14 protein-coding genes are annotated in these 16,100 nt (G+C 32.4%); 10 read left to right on the top strand and 4 right to left on the bottom strand.

The genetic code is table 11. The features are described 5' to 3' along the window. Nucleotides 1–92: 92 nt before the first annotated feature. Nucleotides 93–932: a DUF4822 domain-containing protein gene (locus ODR02_RS13240; RefSeq protein WP_209785946.1), complete on the top strand. Its 840-nt coding sequence runs from the start codon at nucleotides 93–95 to the stop codon at nucleotides 930–932. 58 nt (nucleotides 933–990) lie between these two features. Here ODR02_RS13240 and ODR02_RS13235 read toward each other — a convergent pair whose 3' ends face one another. The 4 genes from ODR02_RS13235 to ODR02_RS13220 form a co-directional block, all read right to left on the bottom strand. Further along, complete coding sequence (locus ODR02_RS13235; protein ID WP_309513109.1) at nucleotides 991–2,040, bottom strand: MBL fold metallo-hydrolase; 1,050 nt, start codon at nucleotides 2,038–2,040, stop codon at nucleotides 991–993. A gap of 166 nt (nucleotides 2,041–2,206) precedes the next feature. Further along, a complete protein-coding gene (locus ODR02_RS13230; RefSeq protein WP_309513110.1) occupies nucleotides 2,207–2,902 on the bottom strand; it encodes a hypothetical protein in 696 nt (231 codons plus the stop codon). 96 nt (nucleotides 2,903–2,998) lie between these two features. Then, nucleotides 2,999–4,750, bottom strand: coding sequence for an alkaline phosphatase D family protein (locus ODR02_RS13225; protein ID WP_408915820.1), 1,752 nt, complete (start codon nucleotides 4,748–4,750; stop codon nucleotides 2,999–3,001). A gap of 175 nt (nucleotides 4,751–4,925) precedes the next feature. Then, the gene (locus ODR02_RS13220; RefSeq protein ID WP_309513112.1) at nucleotides 4,926–6,641 is read right to left on the bottom strand and encodes a helix-turn-helix domain-containing protein; all 1,716 of its coding nucleotides are present in this window, start codon (nucleotides 6,639–6,641) and stop codon (nucleotides 4,926–4,928) included. A gap of 196 nt (nucleotides 6,642–6,837) precedes the next feature. Here ODR02_RS13220 and ODR02_RS13215 point away from each other — a divergent pair, with 196 nt between their 5' ends. The 9 genes from ODR02_RS13215 (at nucleotide 6,838) to ODR02_RS13175 (ending at nucleotide 16,086) form a co-directional block, all read left to right on the top strand. Then, nucleotides 6,838–7,005, top strand: a complete 168-nt coding sequence (locus ODR02_RS13215) for a hypothetical protein (protein WP_209785951.1) — start codon at nucleotides 6,838–6,840, stop codon at nucleotides 7,003–7,005. Nucleotides 7,006–7,011: 6 nt separating this feature from the next. Further along, a complete protein-coding gene (locus ODR02_RS13210; protein ID WP_309513113.1) occupies nucleotides 7,012–9,192 on the top strand; it encodes a prolyl oligopeptidase family serine peptidase in 2,181 nt (726 codons plus the stop codon). Continuing rightward, the gene (locus ODR02_RS13205; protein WP_309513114.1) at nucleotides 9,193–11,421 is read left to right on the top strand and encodes a lantibiotic dehydratase family protein; all 2,229 of its coding nucleotides are present in this window, start codon (nucleotides 9,193–9,195) and stop codon (nucleotides 11,419–11,421) included. It begins immediately after the preceding gene. Nucleotides 11,422–11,430: 9 nt separating this feature from the next. Beyond that, on the top strand, nucleotides 11,431–12,276 hold the full coding sequence (locus ODR02_RS13200; protein WP_309513115.1) for a thiopeptide-type bacteriocin biosynthesis protein: 846 nt from the start codon (nucleotides 11,431–11,433) through the stop codon (nucleotides 12,274–12,276). A 458-nt stretch (nucleotides 12,277–12,734) separates the two neighbouring features. Next, nucleotides 12,735–12,938, top strand: a complete 204-nt coding sequence (locus ODR02_RS13195) for a hypothetical protein (protein ID WP_123864365.1) — start codon at nucleotides 12,735–12,737, stop codon at nucleotides 12,936–12,938. Nucleotides 12,939–12,990: 52 nt separating this feature from the next. Then, nucleotides 12,991–13,629, top strand: a complete 639-nt coding sequence (locus ODR02_RS13190) for a hypothetical protein (protein ID WP_309513116.1) — start codon at nucleotides 12,991–12,993, stop codon at nucleotides 13,627–13,629. Between the two features lies 1 nt (nucleotide 13,630). Further along, entirely contained in the window at nucleotides 13,631–14,524 is an 894-nt protein-coding gene (locus ODR02_RS13185) for a hypothetical protein (RefSeq protein ID WP_105720503.1), read from the top strand. A 52-nt stretch (nucleotides 14,525–14,576) separates the two neighbouring features. Further along, the gene (locus ODR02_RS13180; protein ID WP_309513117.1) at nucleotides 14,577–15,416 is read left to right on the top strand and encodes a hypothetical protein; all 840 of its coding nucleotides are present in this window, start codon (nucleotides 14,577–14,579) and stop codon (nucleotides 15,414–15,416) included. After that, nucleotides 15,409–16,086, top strand: coding sequence for an ATP-binding cassette domain-containing protein (locus tag ODR02_RS13175; RefSeq protein ID WP_309513118.1), 678 nt, complete (start codon nucleotides 15,409–15,411; stop codon nucleotides 16,084–16,086). Before ODR02_RS13180 ends, ODR02_RS13175 begins: the two co-directional genes overlap by 8 nt. The last annotated feature ends 14 nt before the right edge of the window (nucleotides 16,087–16,100 follow it).

Genomic DNA, 16,100 nt, shown 5'->3' with positions numbered 1-16,100 from the left:
ATCTGTTATGTTTTCTACAACAAAAGAAATGTTTTATACAATGTATTGATATTTATTAGGAATAAGTTTGCAAAGACTTAAAAAATACCCTTATGAATACCCTGAAAAAATTATGTTATTTGTCTGCAGCTGTTTTGTTGTCAGCATCTTTCGTTTCATGTTCAAATGATGACGATGAAATTATTATTGAACAGCAGACTCCCTCACAGACATTGTCTTCTACTCCATGGGAAACGACAGGAGCTAAAGATAAAAACGGAAATAGTGTAGCCCTTACTGATGCCAGTGTTGCCGGATATGTAGGTTTTGCTTATTTCAAAGCAGATGGGAAGTTTGCCATTTACAATCTTACGGATGTGCTGAGATCTATGGGAACATGGTCTGTAGACGCACAGGGAAAAACCAGAACTATTGCAGCATTGAATCCGGATGGAACTACTATTTTCACCCGTGACGTTGAAATTCTTGTTTTAAATAAAAATGAATTTACCTACAGAATTCGTCCCAACTCCAGCGATCCGTCTGTTTATTATGATATCATCCATACGAAAACTGCTCATGCAGAACCCACCAACGGACAGCTTACCCTGGCTTCCACTCCCTGGGAAACAACAGGTGCGAAAGATAAAAGTGGTAATAGTGTAGCGTTAACTGATGCCAGTGTATCCGGATTTGTAGGCTATTCTTATTTCAAAGCTAACGGAACTTTTAAAATTTTTGGATTGAATGATGTGTTGAGGTCTGAAGGAACCTGGTCTATTTCTCCGGATGGAAAAAAAAGAACCCTTACCACTCCTACTTTTACGCGTGTTGTGGATATTCTGGTTCTGAACGAAACCACGTTTACTTATAGAATTACCCCTGATGCAGCCAACCCAGCAGTATTTTACGATATTATACATACTAAGGTAAACCATAAGGAGCCTTTGTAGTGATTATTTTTTTGATAAGAAGGAAAAACCTGCTCAGTGATGAGCAGGTTTTTTAATTTTAAATATATTCTTCCCACCACTTTTTCCAGGTGATTGTTCCCAGCTGATCTAGGTTTACTTTTTCTCCGATCACAGGAAGTGTTATTGGAATATTACTTTCTTCTGCATGTTTCGAAGCAAGCTCCAAAGGTTCATACCAGGTATGCTGCGCCAGCTTGAATTTGGAGTTGTGTACCGGAATAAAGTTTTTGGCTTTCAGTTCTTTTATTTCTGTCATCAACTGATCCGGCAAAGTATGAATGTAAGGCCATTTTTCATTGTATTGCCCGGTTTCCATGATGGCTAAATCAAATGGTCCATATTGTTCTCCAATTTGTGTAAAGTGATTTCCATAACCGCTGTCACCACCTAAAAACAGATTTTTCGTTGGAGTTTTTAAAACAAAGGAAGTCCAGAGTGAAATATTACGGTTCAGTAATCTTCCGGAAAAATGTCTTGCCGGAGTAAGGGTAACTCTGAAACCTTCTGCAATGTCTATACTTTCCCACCAGTTTTTTTCGATGATTCTGTCAAAATTCCAGCCCCAGTATTCAAAGTGCTGCCCGGTTCCCAAGCCGCAAATAACTTTACCTACTTTATCTTTTAATTCCTGAACAGTTTTATAATCCAGATGGTCCCAATGGTCATGTGAAATAAGCAGGAAGTCTATATCCGGCATATGTTCCGGTTTATAATAATCGGCTCCCTGAAAAGCCTTTATAGAACCTGGCATGGGGGAAGCATTTCCACTGAAAACAGGATCTATCAGAAATTTCTTTCCATCCACCTGTATGAAATAGGAACTATGCCCAAACCACACCAGTACATTTTCATCAGGCTGAAGATTGTTGAGATCAGTTACTACAAAAGGAAGAGCTTTCTTTGGTGATGTATTTTCTACCTTGCAAAGGCTTTGCAGAAGCAGTTTGGTCATACTTTCGCCTTCTAATAATGCAGGTGTTGTCAATATATTCTGAAATCTTCCGTTGAGATAATTGGGAAGTGTACTGAAATATTCTTTTCTTTTTTCATCGGGAAACTGTCCGAGCTGTTTTTTCAAATTCTTCATTCACTTAATTTTAAATCCAGCATTAGTTTCTAAAGAAATACTCTCTATCTTATTGGCTGGCCAAACCTTAATATAAAATAAATATAAGCATAAGATTTTGAGATGGGAAAATAAAATTGAAGGGAGGTGGAAATTTTAATCCTCCATCATCTGATGAGGTCTATTCTTAAAAAAGCCATTTAACCAGTCCCAACATAATAATTCCTAATACTGTACAGCATACGATCAATATTGCAAAAGTCTGCGCAAATGCTGTCCAATACTTTTTTTTATCAAATGTAAAATCAACAGGATTGATATAGTAGACGTCATAAACTAAGGGATCAATGTGCAAGTCCGGTCTGAAGTACACAATTCCCTGAATATATCTTCTTCGTAAGGCTTTTAAATTTCCAATATAAGAACTGTAGCCTGCTTCTATTCCATCAAAATCAACTTCTGCTACTGAGCCACCGTCATTTACCCACAATACATAGATTTTGTTTCTTGGGGTAATGCTTACATCATATTCATCTGAAAAACAATATTTTTTCAGGTTCTGATAAAGGACATGATCTGTCGTTCCATCTGCTCTTTTATAATGAATTCCCTGATCATCAACCCTTATCTTTCTAACCACTCTTTTTCTGATTTTCTTCTGATGAAGAAAGAAACGATATAAACCGAATGCAAGAGCCGGATAATATAGTATTGCTATGACAACAAATAGTACCACTTTATCGCTAATCACAACAGGCAATCCCAATATCAACAGAAAGGCGGCCAACAATAAAAGCATCCCAGAAATCCTGGTCAGCCAGGTCATGAACCACCATGTTTTAGAAACTAATGGTAAAAAATCTTTTCTTATATCCTCTTGCATCTGTTCAAGATACGAAAAAAGGGAATAACATAAAAGAGCCACAGTGGCACACCATGACTCTTTTTACTTAATTGAAAATAAATATGTTTATTGAAACTATGAAATTGTATAGGTTTTTTCCCTTGTCGTATTGTAAGTATCGGAGATCACATTGTCTACAAATCTCCATTCTGCCACAGAACTGCCAGCAGTAAATTTCACATGCAGATATCCTCTTTTGTAGAGATTGGCATATTCCAGATCATCAATCAGCAATGAAAATGCCTGAGCCAGTTCTATTGCTTTTGTAGGATCTGAGCTGATTCCCAGATATCCTTCAAGACCAGGAGAAGAAACGGAACTGCAGGCTAATTCTGTTCCGATGAATTTACCCTGAGCATCGGTCAGCTTTCCTAACCATGCATTGTGGGTATCTCCAGCCAGTACCACTACATTTTTTCCCGCGAGAAGAGAATAAAGCTGTTCTCTTTCCATGAAATATCCGTCCCATGCATCTAAATTATAAGGCAGAGTTGTTGTAATTCTGGCAATTTCCTGTGCAGTTAATGTAGGATCCTGCTGTTTGTATCTTGTTTTAAGAATAATCAGTTGTGTGATGGTATTCTGAAGTGCCTGCATCGTAGCCGGCTGTGCGCTTCCATGTTGTTTTATTTCTGCTAAAATCTGATTCAAAAGCATCAATAATTCAGCTGGAACCATCATTTTAGTCATTAAAATCTGCTGTCCAAGCACTTTCCACTTTGCCGTATCACCATTGATCTGCGAGCTCAGCCATGACATCTGCTCATTTCCGATCAGTTTTCTGCTGGTGCTTAAGAAATCGGTTTTAAACTGTAGCTGATTAAAATTTCCCGTGTTATCAAGATAATCCGAATATTCCATCTGTTTGTCTCTTGCAATCACTCTCGTATCCATCATGTAAAGGGAAACGATATTTCCGAAGTTGAAACTTCTGTAAATTCTCATGTCCTTCCCAGTTTTAAGAGGAATATATTCACTGTATGCCTGGAAAGCGGCCATTTTTCTTGCCTGAAAATCTCCTTCATTAGGCTGATGGTTTTCTGCTCCTGATTTATAGGTGTCATTGGCAAATTCATGGTCATCCCAAACACAGATGAATGGCTTTTTCTGGTGAAGAAGCTGAAGATTTTTATCGCCTCTGTACTGTCTGTATCGTTCTCTGTAATCGCTGAGGTTAAGAATTTCTTTTGCTGGCTGATGGGCTCTTCCTAATGGGTTGGTGTAAGGATTCGTACCATATTGTCCCGGTGCGTATTCATAGATATAATCCCCAAGATGTACCACTACATCAGCTTCCGATTTTGCAATCGCTCCATATACATTAAAAAGCCCTGCAGGAAAATTAGAACAAGACACTACTGCCATCTTCACTTCACTTACGGCATCTGATTTTGAAGGTAAAGTAAGAGTTTCCCCTGTTACACTCACTTCTTTGGTTTTGGTATTATAGAATCTGTAATAATATTTTGTATTGGAAGAAATATTTTGTACATCCACCGCTATTGTAAAGTCATTCACTCCCGTAGCATTGGTCTGCCCTCTTCTTACTACTTCTGAAAAGTTGCTGTTTTTACTTATTTCCCATGTAATCTCTGCATCAGTTCCTTTGGAATATCGGGTCCAGATGATGATTCCTGTAGCACTGGGATCAAAACTCGCTACACCGGATTCAAAACCTCCGTTTTTAAGATCATCGGGAGCATTCCCATTTTCGGTAAAATCATCGCTGCAGCTTTCAATTAAAGGAGCAATAAAAATTCCTCCGGCTGCTAATAATGAATTTTTAAGAAATCTTCTTCTGTTGAATTGGTTGTTGTTTTCCATCATTACTTTTTTTGCAAAGCAACGGTATCTCAGGAAGAAGGCTGTTAACTGAGTTTTAAATATCTTTTATGGTTTTTTAAACAAATGTTTAATGTTGTGCATAGGAAGTTTAGTGGTATAAAATGTCTCTTTTAAAGAAAATAGGAACGGAAATTTGTATAATTGATTTTCAATTGTTTTAACTCGAAATTGATTTTTCAATCTCTTTAATATAGATAGAAGGGGTAGTTCCCGTTCTTTTCTTAAATGCAATAGAAAATGCCTGTACATTATTATAGCCAATTTCTTCTGCAATAACCGGTAATTTATAAGAACGAAATTTTTTATCTTTTACAAGTTGATCTAAAACATAATCAATCCGTAAATCATTAAGATAAGTTGTGAAATTTTTATCCTTGTGGGTATTAATAATTTCCGACAGATACGCAGTATTGGTTTTTATATTTTTTGCAAGACTTGTTAATGTAATACCATTTTTTAAAAAGTGACGTTTGTTTTCAAAAGTGTCCAGGTCCTTTAAGATAGATTGCGCTACATCTTCAGGAACAGTTTTAATCGTTTTACTTTCGCTTTCTACTTTTACCGGTTCATCAGTCTCTATCTGTTGATCATTTTTATTTTCAATGGTTTCAAGGTTTCTTTTTTCAATCAAATGAATCAGATCCTGAGCAATTTTTCGATGTCTTTTCTCAGCTTTCTTCGTTTTGTAATAAAAATATATAAACATCAACAGTATTAATATTAAAATACTAACAGAAGCATATAAAAATGTCTTCTTATTTTTTAATTCGTTTATTATATCTTCTTTTTCTTGTAGAAGATTGGGAGTATCATACTTTTTGTGTAGTTCTGTTGATAAGTACCGAAACTGATCATCAAGCTTTTTGTCAACTTTTAGAAAACGGTCAATATAATAGAGCTGTTTTTCTTTATCCCCAATTTCCCTATAATAATCTATTAGAGAAGTATATACATCTCCTAATTCTGGAAAAGTAACCTCTGTTTCTTTTACGTGAGCATCTATTTGGGTAAAATATTTTATCGTCTCTTGTTTATTATTTAATTCTTCATAACATTTTCCCAGGCTATATAAGACAAAGTTTTGATTGTTATCATTAATGCTTGAAAAATAATTATATGCCTTGGTGAGCTCAGCAATAGCGGTTTGATAATTTTTGGTTTTAAGATTCAGTTGACCCGATAAATATAAATATTGATTCATATTATATTTATTCTTTTTCACGAAGGGAGAATGTAATCCTTCCTGAATGAAAAATCTGGCAGAATCAATTTTATTTATTTTAATATAGCAGTAAGCAAGACTTACCCGCATTTGATCATGCTGATATTCATCTGTTATATTTTGGGAGTTTAATAAATAATACCGAAATGTTTTTGCTGCTTCTTTATTGTTTCCCATATAACTATTTAAATAGGCAATATTCATATTGGCATAAGCGATCTGCTTTACATTTTTTTGCCTTTTAGAATATTCTAAACCTAAAATATAATTATCAAGGGCAGCTTTTAAGTTGTCATATTTATAGTATAAATTTCCTTTTATGATAAATGTTCTGGCCGGATATATATCTCCTTTCACATTTTTTGTAATCAAGGCCATACTATCAACATACTTTAAAGCCAGTGGAAAATCTTCGGTTAAATGTATAAGGTTATAGCCTTCTGCAGTTTCAAGGATATTTTTTTCTTTTTTTGCTTTTGATAAATAATATCGAGAAATAGCTTTTGCTTCTAACCTTTTATTAGATTCATCATAAACATTAAACTTATTTTTTAACTCTTCATAATTCAATAATCTTAAACTATCAATTTTGCTTTGAGTAAAAAAGAGACTACAAAAGAAGGTAAATAAAAGTAGGAATATCTTTTTCATTAATTTTTCTATACTGTACAAAAATATTCTTTTTTTCAAGAAAATACATTATCTGTATTTTGATTTTAACTTATTGATCATTATTATTTTATTCACATTTTATAAACGTGTATTTATAAATCTATAAATGTTTTATTGGTTAGGTCAAAGAAATATTACTTTCTTTGTAAACTAATAATTTTTAACAAGAACAATCATGAAAAAAGAAAACAAAGGGCAAAAGAAATTGTCTTTAAAAAAAGTACAGATTATGAGGATTAATGATTTAAGAACAATTAAGGGAGGTCTTGGTTATCAACTGGGTCTTGATGAAAATGGTGATATTGATCCAAATACTCCCATTAGACAGACAATCAAGCCTTAAATAAATATGAAAAAATTAATATTTGTCATTATTGCAATCTTTTTTGTACTTCCTTTATATGCTCAAAAAAACAATGCAGCACCTTCAAAACCTATAACAGAAAATTATTTTGGAACTAAAATAATAGATGAATATAGAAATCTAGAGGATCTTCAAAACCCCTCGACTACAAATTGGATGCAATCCCAAACAAATTATACAAATTCTATATTAAATCAAATTCCCAAAAAAAATTATTATCTGGAAAAAAGGCTGGAATTTGACAGAAGGCAGGGCTACTCTATATCGGATTTGAAAATTACCAATAATGACAAATATTTTTATTTAAAGAAAAATGGCGATGAAAAGATCGCTAAACTATACTATCGGGAGGGTTTCTTAGGTAAAGAAATATTACTATATGATCCTGTGATGTATAAAGAAAAAGATGGAAATCATTCTTTTGTTATCAATTACATCAGCCCAAGCTGGGACGCTAGCAAAATAGCAGTTTCAATGTCTGAAAAGGGAAAAGAAGTATCAGAAGTAATCATTATGGATGTAAAAACCAAATACGTTCATCCTGAAATCATTACCAACTCCGCACCTGCCACTTTCGATGGAATAAAATGGACGGATGACAATACCGGATTTATCTATGTAGAATTTTCTACAACCGACCCAACATCTCAGAATTTTTATAAAAATACGAAAACGGTCTTCTATAAAATAGGAACTGATCCCAATACTTCTATAGACGTTTTTTCGGCTAAGAATAATCCAGATTTGCATATTACCGAAGATCAGTTTCCCATAATTTTAGACTATAACATCGAGGATCAATATTATATCGGAATGTTAGTTGATTTCCAATCTTACAGAAAAACATTTATCATCAGTAAGCAGGATTTATTATCAGGTAAAAAAAATTGGAAATTATTTTCCAATCCGGCCGATAAAGTAAAGAGTTTAGATTTTCAAAAAGATAAAATATTTTTTATATCAGGTTATAATACATCTCTTAATAAGTTATGTAAAACCAGTGTTATCAATCCAGACTTTAAGAATGGTGAAGTTTTGATTCCTGAAAAAAAGGATGAGATTATTAAAAGTTACAGAATTACAAAAGATGGCATTTACTATACCACTACAAAAAACGGTGTGGAAGCCAAGCTATATTTACATAAAAACGGGCAAAATCATGCTATTGAGATTCCCTATCCTTCCGGAGACATTAATTTAAGATCTAAAAGCGAAAGCTATTCTGATATTTGGATCACTTGCTCTGGCTGGGCAAATGAGGAACAAACATTTAAATATGATCTAAAAACCAATACTTTTACACCAGAAAATCTTGCACCCGTTGCAAATTATCCTGAGTTCAAGGATATTGTTGTAAGTGAAATTGTTGTAAAATCAAGAGATGGGAAAGAAATCCCTGTATCCTTACTCTATAATAAAAATATAAAAAAAGATAGTAAGAATATGACCCTCATTGATAGTTACGGTTCTTATGGAATTTCTACCAATCCCTATTTTTCAAAGACTTATTTATTATGGGTTCTTCAGGGCGGAATGGTTGCCATAGCTCACGTCAGAGGTGGAGGAGAAAAAGGAGAAGAGTGGCGTTTAGGAGGATATAAAGAGACCAAACCTAATACATGGAGGGATTTGATAGACTGTACAGAATATCTGATAAAAGAAAAATATACTTCAAAGGAAAAAGTAGCGATTTGGGGTGCCAGTGCAGGAGGAATTACTGTAGGAAGAGCCATGACAGAGAGACCAGATCTTTTTAAAGTAGTTATTGCTGAAGTAGGAGTAATGAATCCGCTAAGAGATGAAATAACTCCTAATGGCCAGCCTAAAGAATTTGGAACGGTTAAGGATCCAAAAGAGTTTAAAAATTTACTGGAAATGGATGCTTATCATCATATTAAAAAAGGAGAAAAATATCCTGCGACCTTTATAACCGGAGGAATAAATGATCAACGAGTTATTGTCTGGGAGCCCGTAAAATATGCTGCTAAATTAATGTTTAATGATATTTCTTCAAATCCTCAATTATTAAAAATAGATTTTGAAGGAGGTCATGGAAATAATGTTGCAGTGGATCAACGATATACCAACATTGATGATATATTCACTTTTGCATTCTGGCAATTAGGACATCCTGACTACCAACCCAAAGAACATACAAGAAAATAAATGTCACGTTTCCCTTATGATTTTTTTAGTGAGTATGTAGTACGTACCCCTTTATTCTCACGAAAGAGCTTTCAGGAACAGCTCAATCAAGATGAAATTTCAGATGTGAAATTAAAAGAAATTGTTAATAATCCTGTTTTTAAGGAGTCTATTTATCTTGCTTCCTCCAATTTATATGAGGAGTTTGAGAAATGGCTGAACTCAGAAAAACAATTTTCACCCAAAGAACATCACAAGCTAAAAAATACCCTACTAAAATATTATAGCCGAATGAGTACACGTTGTACCCCATTCGGCTTATTTTCTGGAATAGGGTTAGGTGAATTTTCTGTAGAAGCATCTAACTTTTCCAACCACAAAACAGGAAATCAGCTACCAGCAGACCAATTATTACGGGATACCAAATTGGATATGCATTTACTTGTTTCTCTGGCTCAATATTTTACACAGCTACCAATTGTAAAGAACAAGCTTTTATTTTCGCCTAATAACACGATCTATAAAATAGGCCACAAAATCCGTTATATAGAATATCAATATAGAGGAGGAAAAAGAGAATACATTATTTCCTCTGCGCCAATATCTGCAGAATTACAGCAAATAATAAATTTTTCAGAACAAGGTAAAACCATTAGCGAGATTTCGCATATCCTTATTAATGAAGAGATAACAGAAAATGATGCAAGAGAATTTGTAGAAGAATTAATTGAAAATCAGGTTCTGGTAAGTGAACTGGAACCTAATGTATCAGGAACCGATTTTTTAAACGCTATCATTACTGTTCTCAACAGATTAGGAATAAAAAACGAAACTGAAATGTTGGTTTCCTTAAAAAATAAGCTGGAGAAACTGGATTTAAATATTGGGAATCCAACTAAATTATATGATGAAATCAGAGAGATAGTACAATCCCTTACAATGGATTATGAACAAAAATATCTCTTTCAAACGGATCTCTATAATAAATCTTGTTTTTACTTATCAACAAGTTGGAAAAAGGAAATAAAAAAAGGAATAAGTTTTCTGAATAAGATTACTTTAGAACAAAAAGAAACTCAATTTTCAAAATTTAAAAAAGCTTTTACCGAAAAGTTTGATACTCAGGAAATGCCCCTACTCTATGTCTTGGACACTGAAATAGGTATTGGATATAAGCAAAATGTATCTTCAAAGGGTATCCATCCTTATATAGAAGATTTGGCACTTCCTACTCTGCAGGAAAAACAAAACAAAAAAATTGAGTTTACTCCGGTTCAGATCATACTTAATAAGAAATTACAGGAAGCTTTATTAGACAGTCAATACAGTATCAAACTAACAGATGCGGATTTTGAAGGTTTTGAAGAAAACTGGGATGATATGCCTGATACAACATCTATCATGGCTGAAATTATTTCTGAAAATCATCAGGAAAAAATATTTTTAAATGCAAGTACAGGAAGTAGTGCCGGTACCCTGTTAGGGCGATTTTGTTCCGAAAAATCGGAAGTACAGAATCTCCTCAAAAATATTGCTCAAAAAGAAGAAGAACTCAGACCTGATGAGATCCTGGCCGAAATCATCCATTTACCAGAAGCAAGAATAGGAAATATAATACGGAGGCCTACTTTGAGAGCGTATGAGATTCCTTATTTAGCTCAATCTCTATTGCCCGCAGAAAACCAGATTTCAACAGAAGATCTTTATATTTCTTTAAAGAATGATGAGATTATTTTACGTTCAAAAAAACTAAATAAGAGGATTATCCCTTATCTGACAAACGCTCATAATTATTATACAAATACATTACCTGTTTATCATTTCCTATCCGACTTGCATGCACAGCATATCAGACCTGGACTTTATTTTAACTGGGGTGATTTAGAATATATTTATACATTTTTGCCAAGGATAGAATACCATAATATCATTCTTTCAAAAGCACGATGGAAGATTACAGAAAAAGATATTTTTTTGTTAGATCAGCTAAAGAGTAACAAAAAAGATTTTTTAGAAGAAATAAAAAGCTGGAGAAATAAAAGAAAAATTCCAAACTGGATTCAATGGTCTAAATTCGATAATACTTTAACCATGACTCTCGAAAATTATGACATGGCAAAGCTTTTTATTCAAACCGTTAAAAGTGAAAAATCAATCATTATAGAAGAATTTTTATATGATGAAAATGATCATTTTAGACGAGAGTTTATTTTTCCAATGTATAAAGCGATTAAAGATAAAAATAAGTAAGATTTAACAATGCAACGAACTTTTATCCCCGGAAGCGATTGGTTATACCTGAAAATATACACAGGTATAAAAACTTCTGATGGTATCCTTGAAGAAGTGATACAGCCTTTAATAGAATTTTTTCAGACAAACGGCTATATATCCGAGTGGTTTTTCATACGGTATTATGATCCCAGATCCCATTTGAGGATAAGATTAAAATTAAATGATCCCCAATATTACAATGAAATTCTTACTGCAGCCCATAGACTTTTTCAGCCTTATATAGACAGCGGAGAGATCTTTACCATTATGACCGATACCTATAACCGGGAAATGGAAAGGTACGGAAAAAATACAATGGAAGAAGTGGAAACACTCTTTCACAAAAACAGTGAGTTTACGCTGAAATGTCTGCATTATAGTGATGAAGAAAAGATCATGGTTAGCTTGTTTTACATTGATGAGATGTTGAATAAACTGAATCTTTCCATTCAAAAAAAACTGGAGTGGATCAAACATTATAATACTACTTTTAAACAAGAATTTAATGCAGATAAAAGACTCAATAGCCAGCTAGACAAAAAATACCGAGAGTTTAAACCTACATTTGTACACTTTATTAATTCCGAAGAGTTTTTGGAAGAAAGAAACGCTATTATTTATAATATTGAAGAAAAACACTCAGCGCTGCAAAGTATTCTTCATAAACAGAACAACCACTCTTTAGAAATGCCTCTGCAAATTTTATTTCAGAGCATTTTTCATATGAATATTAATAGATTATTTGTTTCTCAACAGAGATTATTTGAAATGGTGATTTACGATTACCTACTGAGATATTATAAAACGATGGCCTATCAATCATCTTTATAAAAATTTTTTCAAAATCACCGCTTCTACTTCCATTTTCTGATATTATTTCCCTTCCCCAAAGAAACTTTACATGAGTTTCTCATAAGTTTTTATGCAGGATATTTTATCCAATATAAAAAACTAATAAACAACTACTTAAGCTTTAAAAATCCCTTATCTAAATTTATAAATTCATAAGGATATTCACCCAAAATTTATAAATCCCGCGATCCTTTTCTTGTGTCCCCAAAAAAACACACGCATCTTTGCCTTGGTTAGAACAACAAATAATCTTAACCTTTTTATTTTAATATCTGCGCAATATAAAAATGAAATAACGCTGATCAGCAAAACGCCCATGCCAGGGATTATATGGCAAAATTAATTATCAAAAAAAAACAAAATTTATCATGAACAAAAAAATCAGAAACTCAGTTTTCGCAGGTGGAATGGCATTCGTATTTGCATTAAATTTCTTAGTGCCTAATGTAGTTAAAGCACAAGGTATCGCTTATGGTGACCAAGTACAGTCTTCTAACACATCACGCCAGGCACTTCCTCCAGGTTCAAGTGTATCTGCTGTTGCCGGTACCGTTCTTCTTGCAGTAATGGTTGTTTCAGCTATAGTAGATGGTCTACATGCAACAGATGAGGTTTCAGCAAGCACTCAGAACTTAGACTAATAATGATTTAATGGCTCATTAGTACAATGAGCCATTTTTTTTCCCAATAATTATGAAAAAAGCAATTAAAATACTTATAGTTACTTGTGTATCAATTTATTGGCTTTTTACATTTTTATATAATTCACCCAATAATTTTATAAAAATTGAGTACCAAAAAGAGATGAAAATATTTTCTACCTTTTTTGCTCAAAAGTGGAGTTTTTTTGCTCCTCCACCGCAATTTAACTACAAGCTTTATTTTACTTATCTGGATGAAAATAAAAATGAAATTGCCGCTTTCGAAGTTTATTCTTCAATTATAGAATCAAAACGAAATACAAGGCCATTTAATGGTAGAGCCGAAATGGTAGATTATACAATTTATGGATCTATTGAAGGTATTGTGAATACAATCGTGAAAGAAAGAACTGAAATAAACACCGAACAGCCTGGATTAGATCTTCACAATGCAAATCTTCTTGCAGTAGAAAGACTCAATAAAGTCCCTGAACAGGTTCAAGGTTTTCTTTTATTGAAAGACTATGCAAAGATTGTTGGAAAAGATAAAATGTCCGTAGAGAAATTAAAGTCAGTAAAATATGTAACCATAAACATAAATTCTGAAGAAATTAAAAAGTTTGCCAATAGAGAAAGTAAAAAGCCCAATGTAGAATCTAAAGTAATTGCATTCAATCCATATCCTTTTTAAAATGAAAAAACTATTCCATTCAAATCACTATATATACCTTTCTGTTTTCAGGATATTGATATCAATACATGTGTTTAAAAAATACTTACAACTATTTTTTAATAAGGATTTAATCACTGATGCTACATTTCTGAAAGCAGCTCCGGTGAATCAGATATTTCAGCTATTTGGTATTCATCAGTCTACTATTTTTCAAAACATTAATATTATTCTTAGTGTCATATTGTTACTAAGCATTTTATTTGCCTTTGGAATTTTCAGGTATATCACTCCATTATTGTTATATATCTCTGTGGAAATCGTTCAAAGAGCCTATCCTTTTATATTAAATGGTGGTGATAACTTGCTGAAATTTCTTTTACTATACATGATTTTTACAGATTGTTACAGATATTTTACCTTGAATAACAGTACCGAGCAAAAAAAAGACAGTATCAGCTATTTTGTCAATCAAATATCGGTTTTATCTATAAAAATTCATTTATCTTTGATTTATTTCGTTTCTGCCATATTCAAATTCAATGCTAAAGTTTGGTTCAGTGGTGTTGCCACTTATTATACTCTGCAATTAGAAAGATTTAAAGGAACAGAAATGAATAACATCTTAGCAAAAAATGGAATTTTTGTGACGCTTTCCACCTATATTACGTTAATTTGGGAGTTAGCATTTCCTTTTCTTGCCTGGCATAAAACCGGGAAATATGTTGTATTCGCTCTTGGAATACTGATCCATCTGGGAATTTATATTTTTATGATGATTCATGATTTTGAGATTCTATTTATGATGTGTTACGGTTTTTTCATAAGTGATGAGGAATGGAAAAAAGCAGGAGTTTATTTTCAAAAAATTGCATTGCTATTCAAAAGAAAAATATTTAGTAAAGAATATGCTTAAAAGATATCTGAAACTGAGATTAAAATTATTACTTAAAGCTTCAAACCAAAGTATGGATATTGGTCTTTTAGTAAGTATAATACTTTTGTTTTTGGTCTTTTTTAAAACAAATAACACTAGTTATTATGCATTAATTTCATCAACTGTTTTATTTATCATTCATTTTACGCGAAAGGATATTAATTTTTTAAAGAATATTTTAGGAAAGCAATTTTATATAAGCCTTGCATTAGAATATTGTATAATTTGGACATTCATAAATTTATTTTTCATTTTTAAAGAAAGCAACTTTGTCTTTTTGGGAAATGTTTTTTTATGCTTCATTTTGCCCTTATTAAAGTTTAAAAAATATGTTGCAAATCCAAAATTTATCAATAAAATTCCAAATGCCTTATTAGAATGGAAAGCTTACATCCGAAAGAATATTGTAATTTTCTTTTCTTTTGGATTATTTTCTGCTTTCTTAGGATATCATCCGGCAACTTTACTAATATTAGGATTATGTTGGCTGCACATTCTCCTGCATGTATATTCACTCCAGGAAAATAAAGAAATTCTCATTCTGCAGTTTTCAAAATTGAGATTAGAAAAAAAAATCATGTCTTCTTTTTTGATTTGCTGGATGATTTCAATTCCGGCAATCATCACCTTTGCATTTTTAAATCCTTTACAAAGAGAATATATAATTTATTTCAGTCTTTATCTTTTACTTTCAAATTATATCATTGTTATTCATAAGTATATAAGTTATAATGAAAAAATAAAGACGACCCATGTCAATGATGCAGACTTTTTCAAATTTGCCCTTATTATTGGGTTGATAATTCCAGCAATAATTTATATAATAAATAATAGAAAATCAGCCTTAAAGAAAATTGCTCAATATGTTTAGGATACAAAATATTACAGTGAAGTATAACGCCAAAGAAGTTATAGATAACCTTAATTTAGAAATAAATGAAGGGCACATATTTGGGGTTTTAGGAAGAAATGGTGCAGGAAAAACAACTTTATTTGAATCTATTTTTCAAAATACAAAATACAATGGGCAGATATTACTACAAAATCAACCTATAAGTAAAAGAGATATTTCTTATCTGGAATCTGAAAATTATTTTTATCCTTACCTATCAGTTAACGATATTTTAAGTCTGTTTATCAATGAAAACGAGGATGAAAAAATGAAAAAACTGACAAATTTCTTTAATATTCCCACAGATGCTATTGTTGAAAAGCTTTCATTAGGAACAAAAAAGAAACTTGCAATCCTTTGTAATATTTTAATTGACAGGCCAGTATATTTATTTGATGAACCATTTAACGGGCTTGATTTTGACAGTGTCGAAAAATTCTATTTTATTATTGATGAATTAAAAAAAAGGAATAAGATCGTTTTAATAAGTTCTCACATCATGGAAACTCTTACCCATTGCTGTGATTACATCGGTCATTTACAAAATGGAAAATTCGTTAAAATTTATCTTTCAGAAGAATACCATTTAATAAGGACACATCTTACAGAAGATATTCAGAAAGATTGGGTCTCTTACACAAACATTTAGCATTTAAAACTAAT

The sequence above is a fragment of the Chryseobacterium sp. CFS2 genome, assembly GCF_036543225.1.
Lineage (GTDB): Bacteria > Bacteroidota > Bacteroidia > Flavobacteriales > Weeksellaceae > Chryseobacterium > Chryseobacterium culicis_A.
The sequence above is the reverse complement of the archived record's forward strand: the minus strand, read 5'-3'. Positions and strand labels throughout refer to the sequence as shown.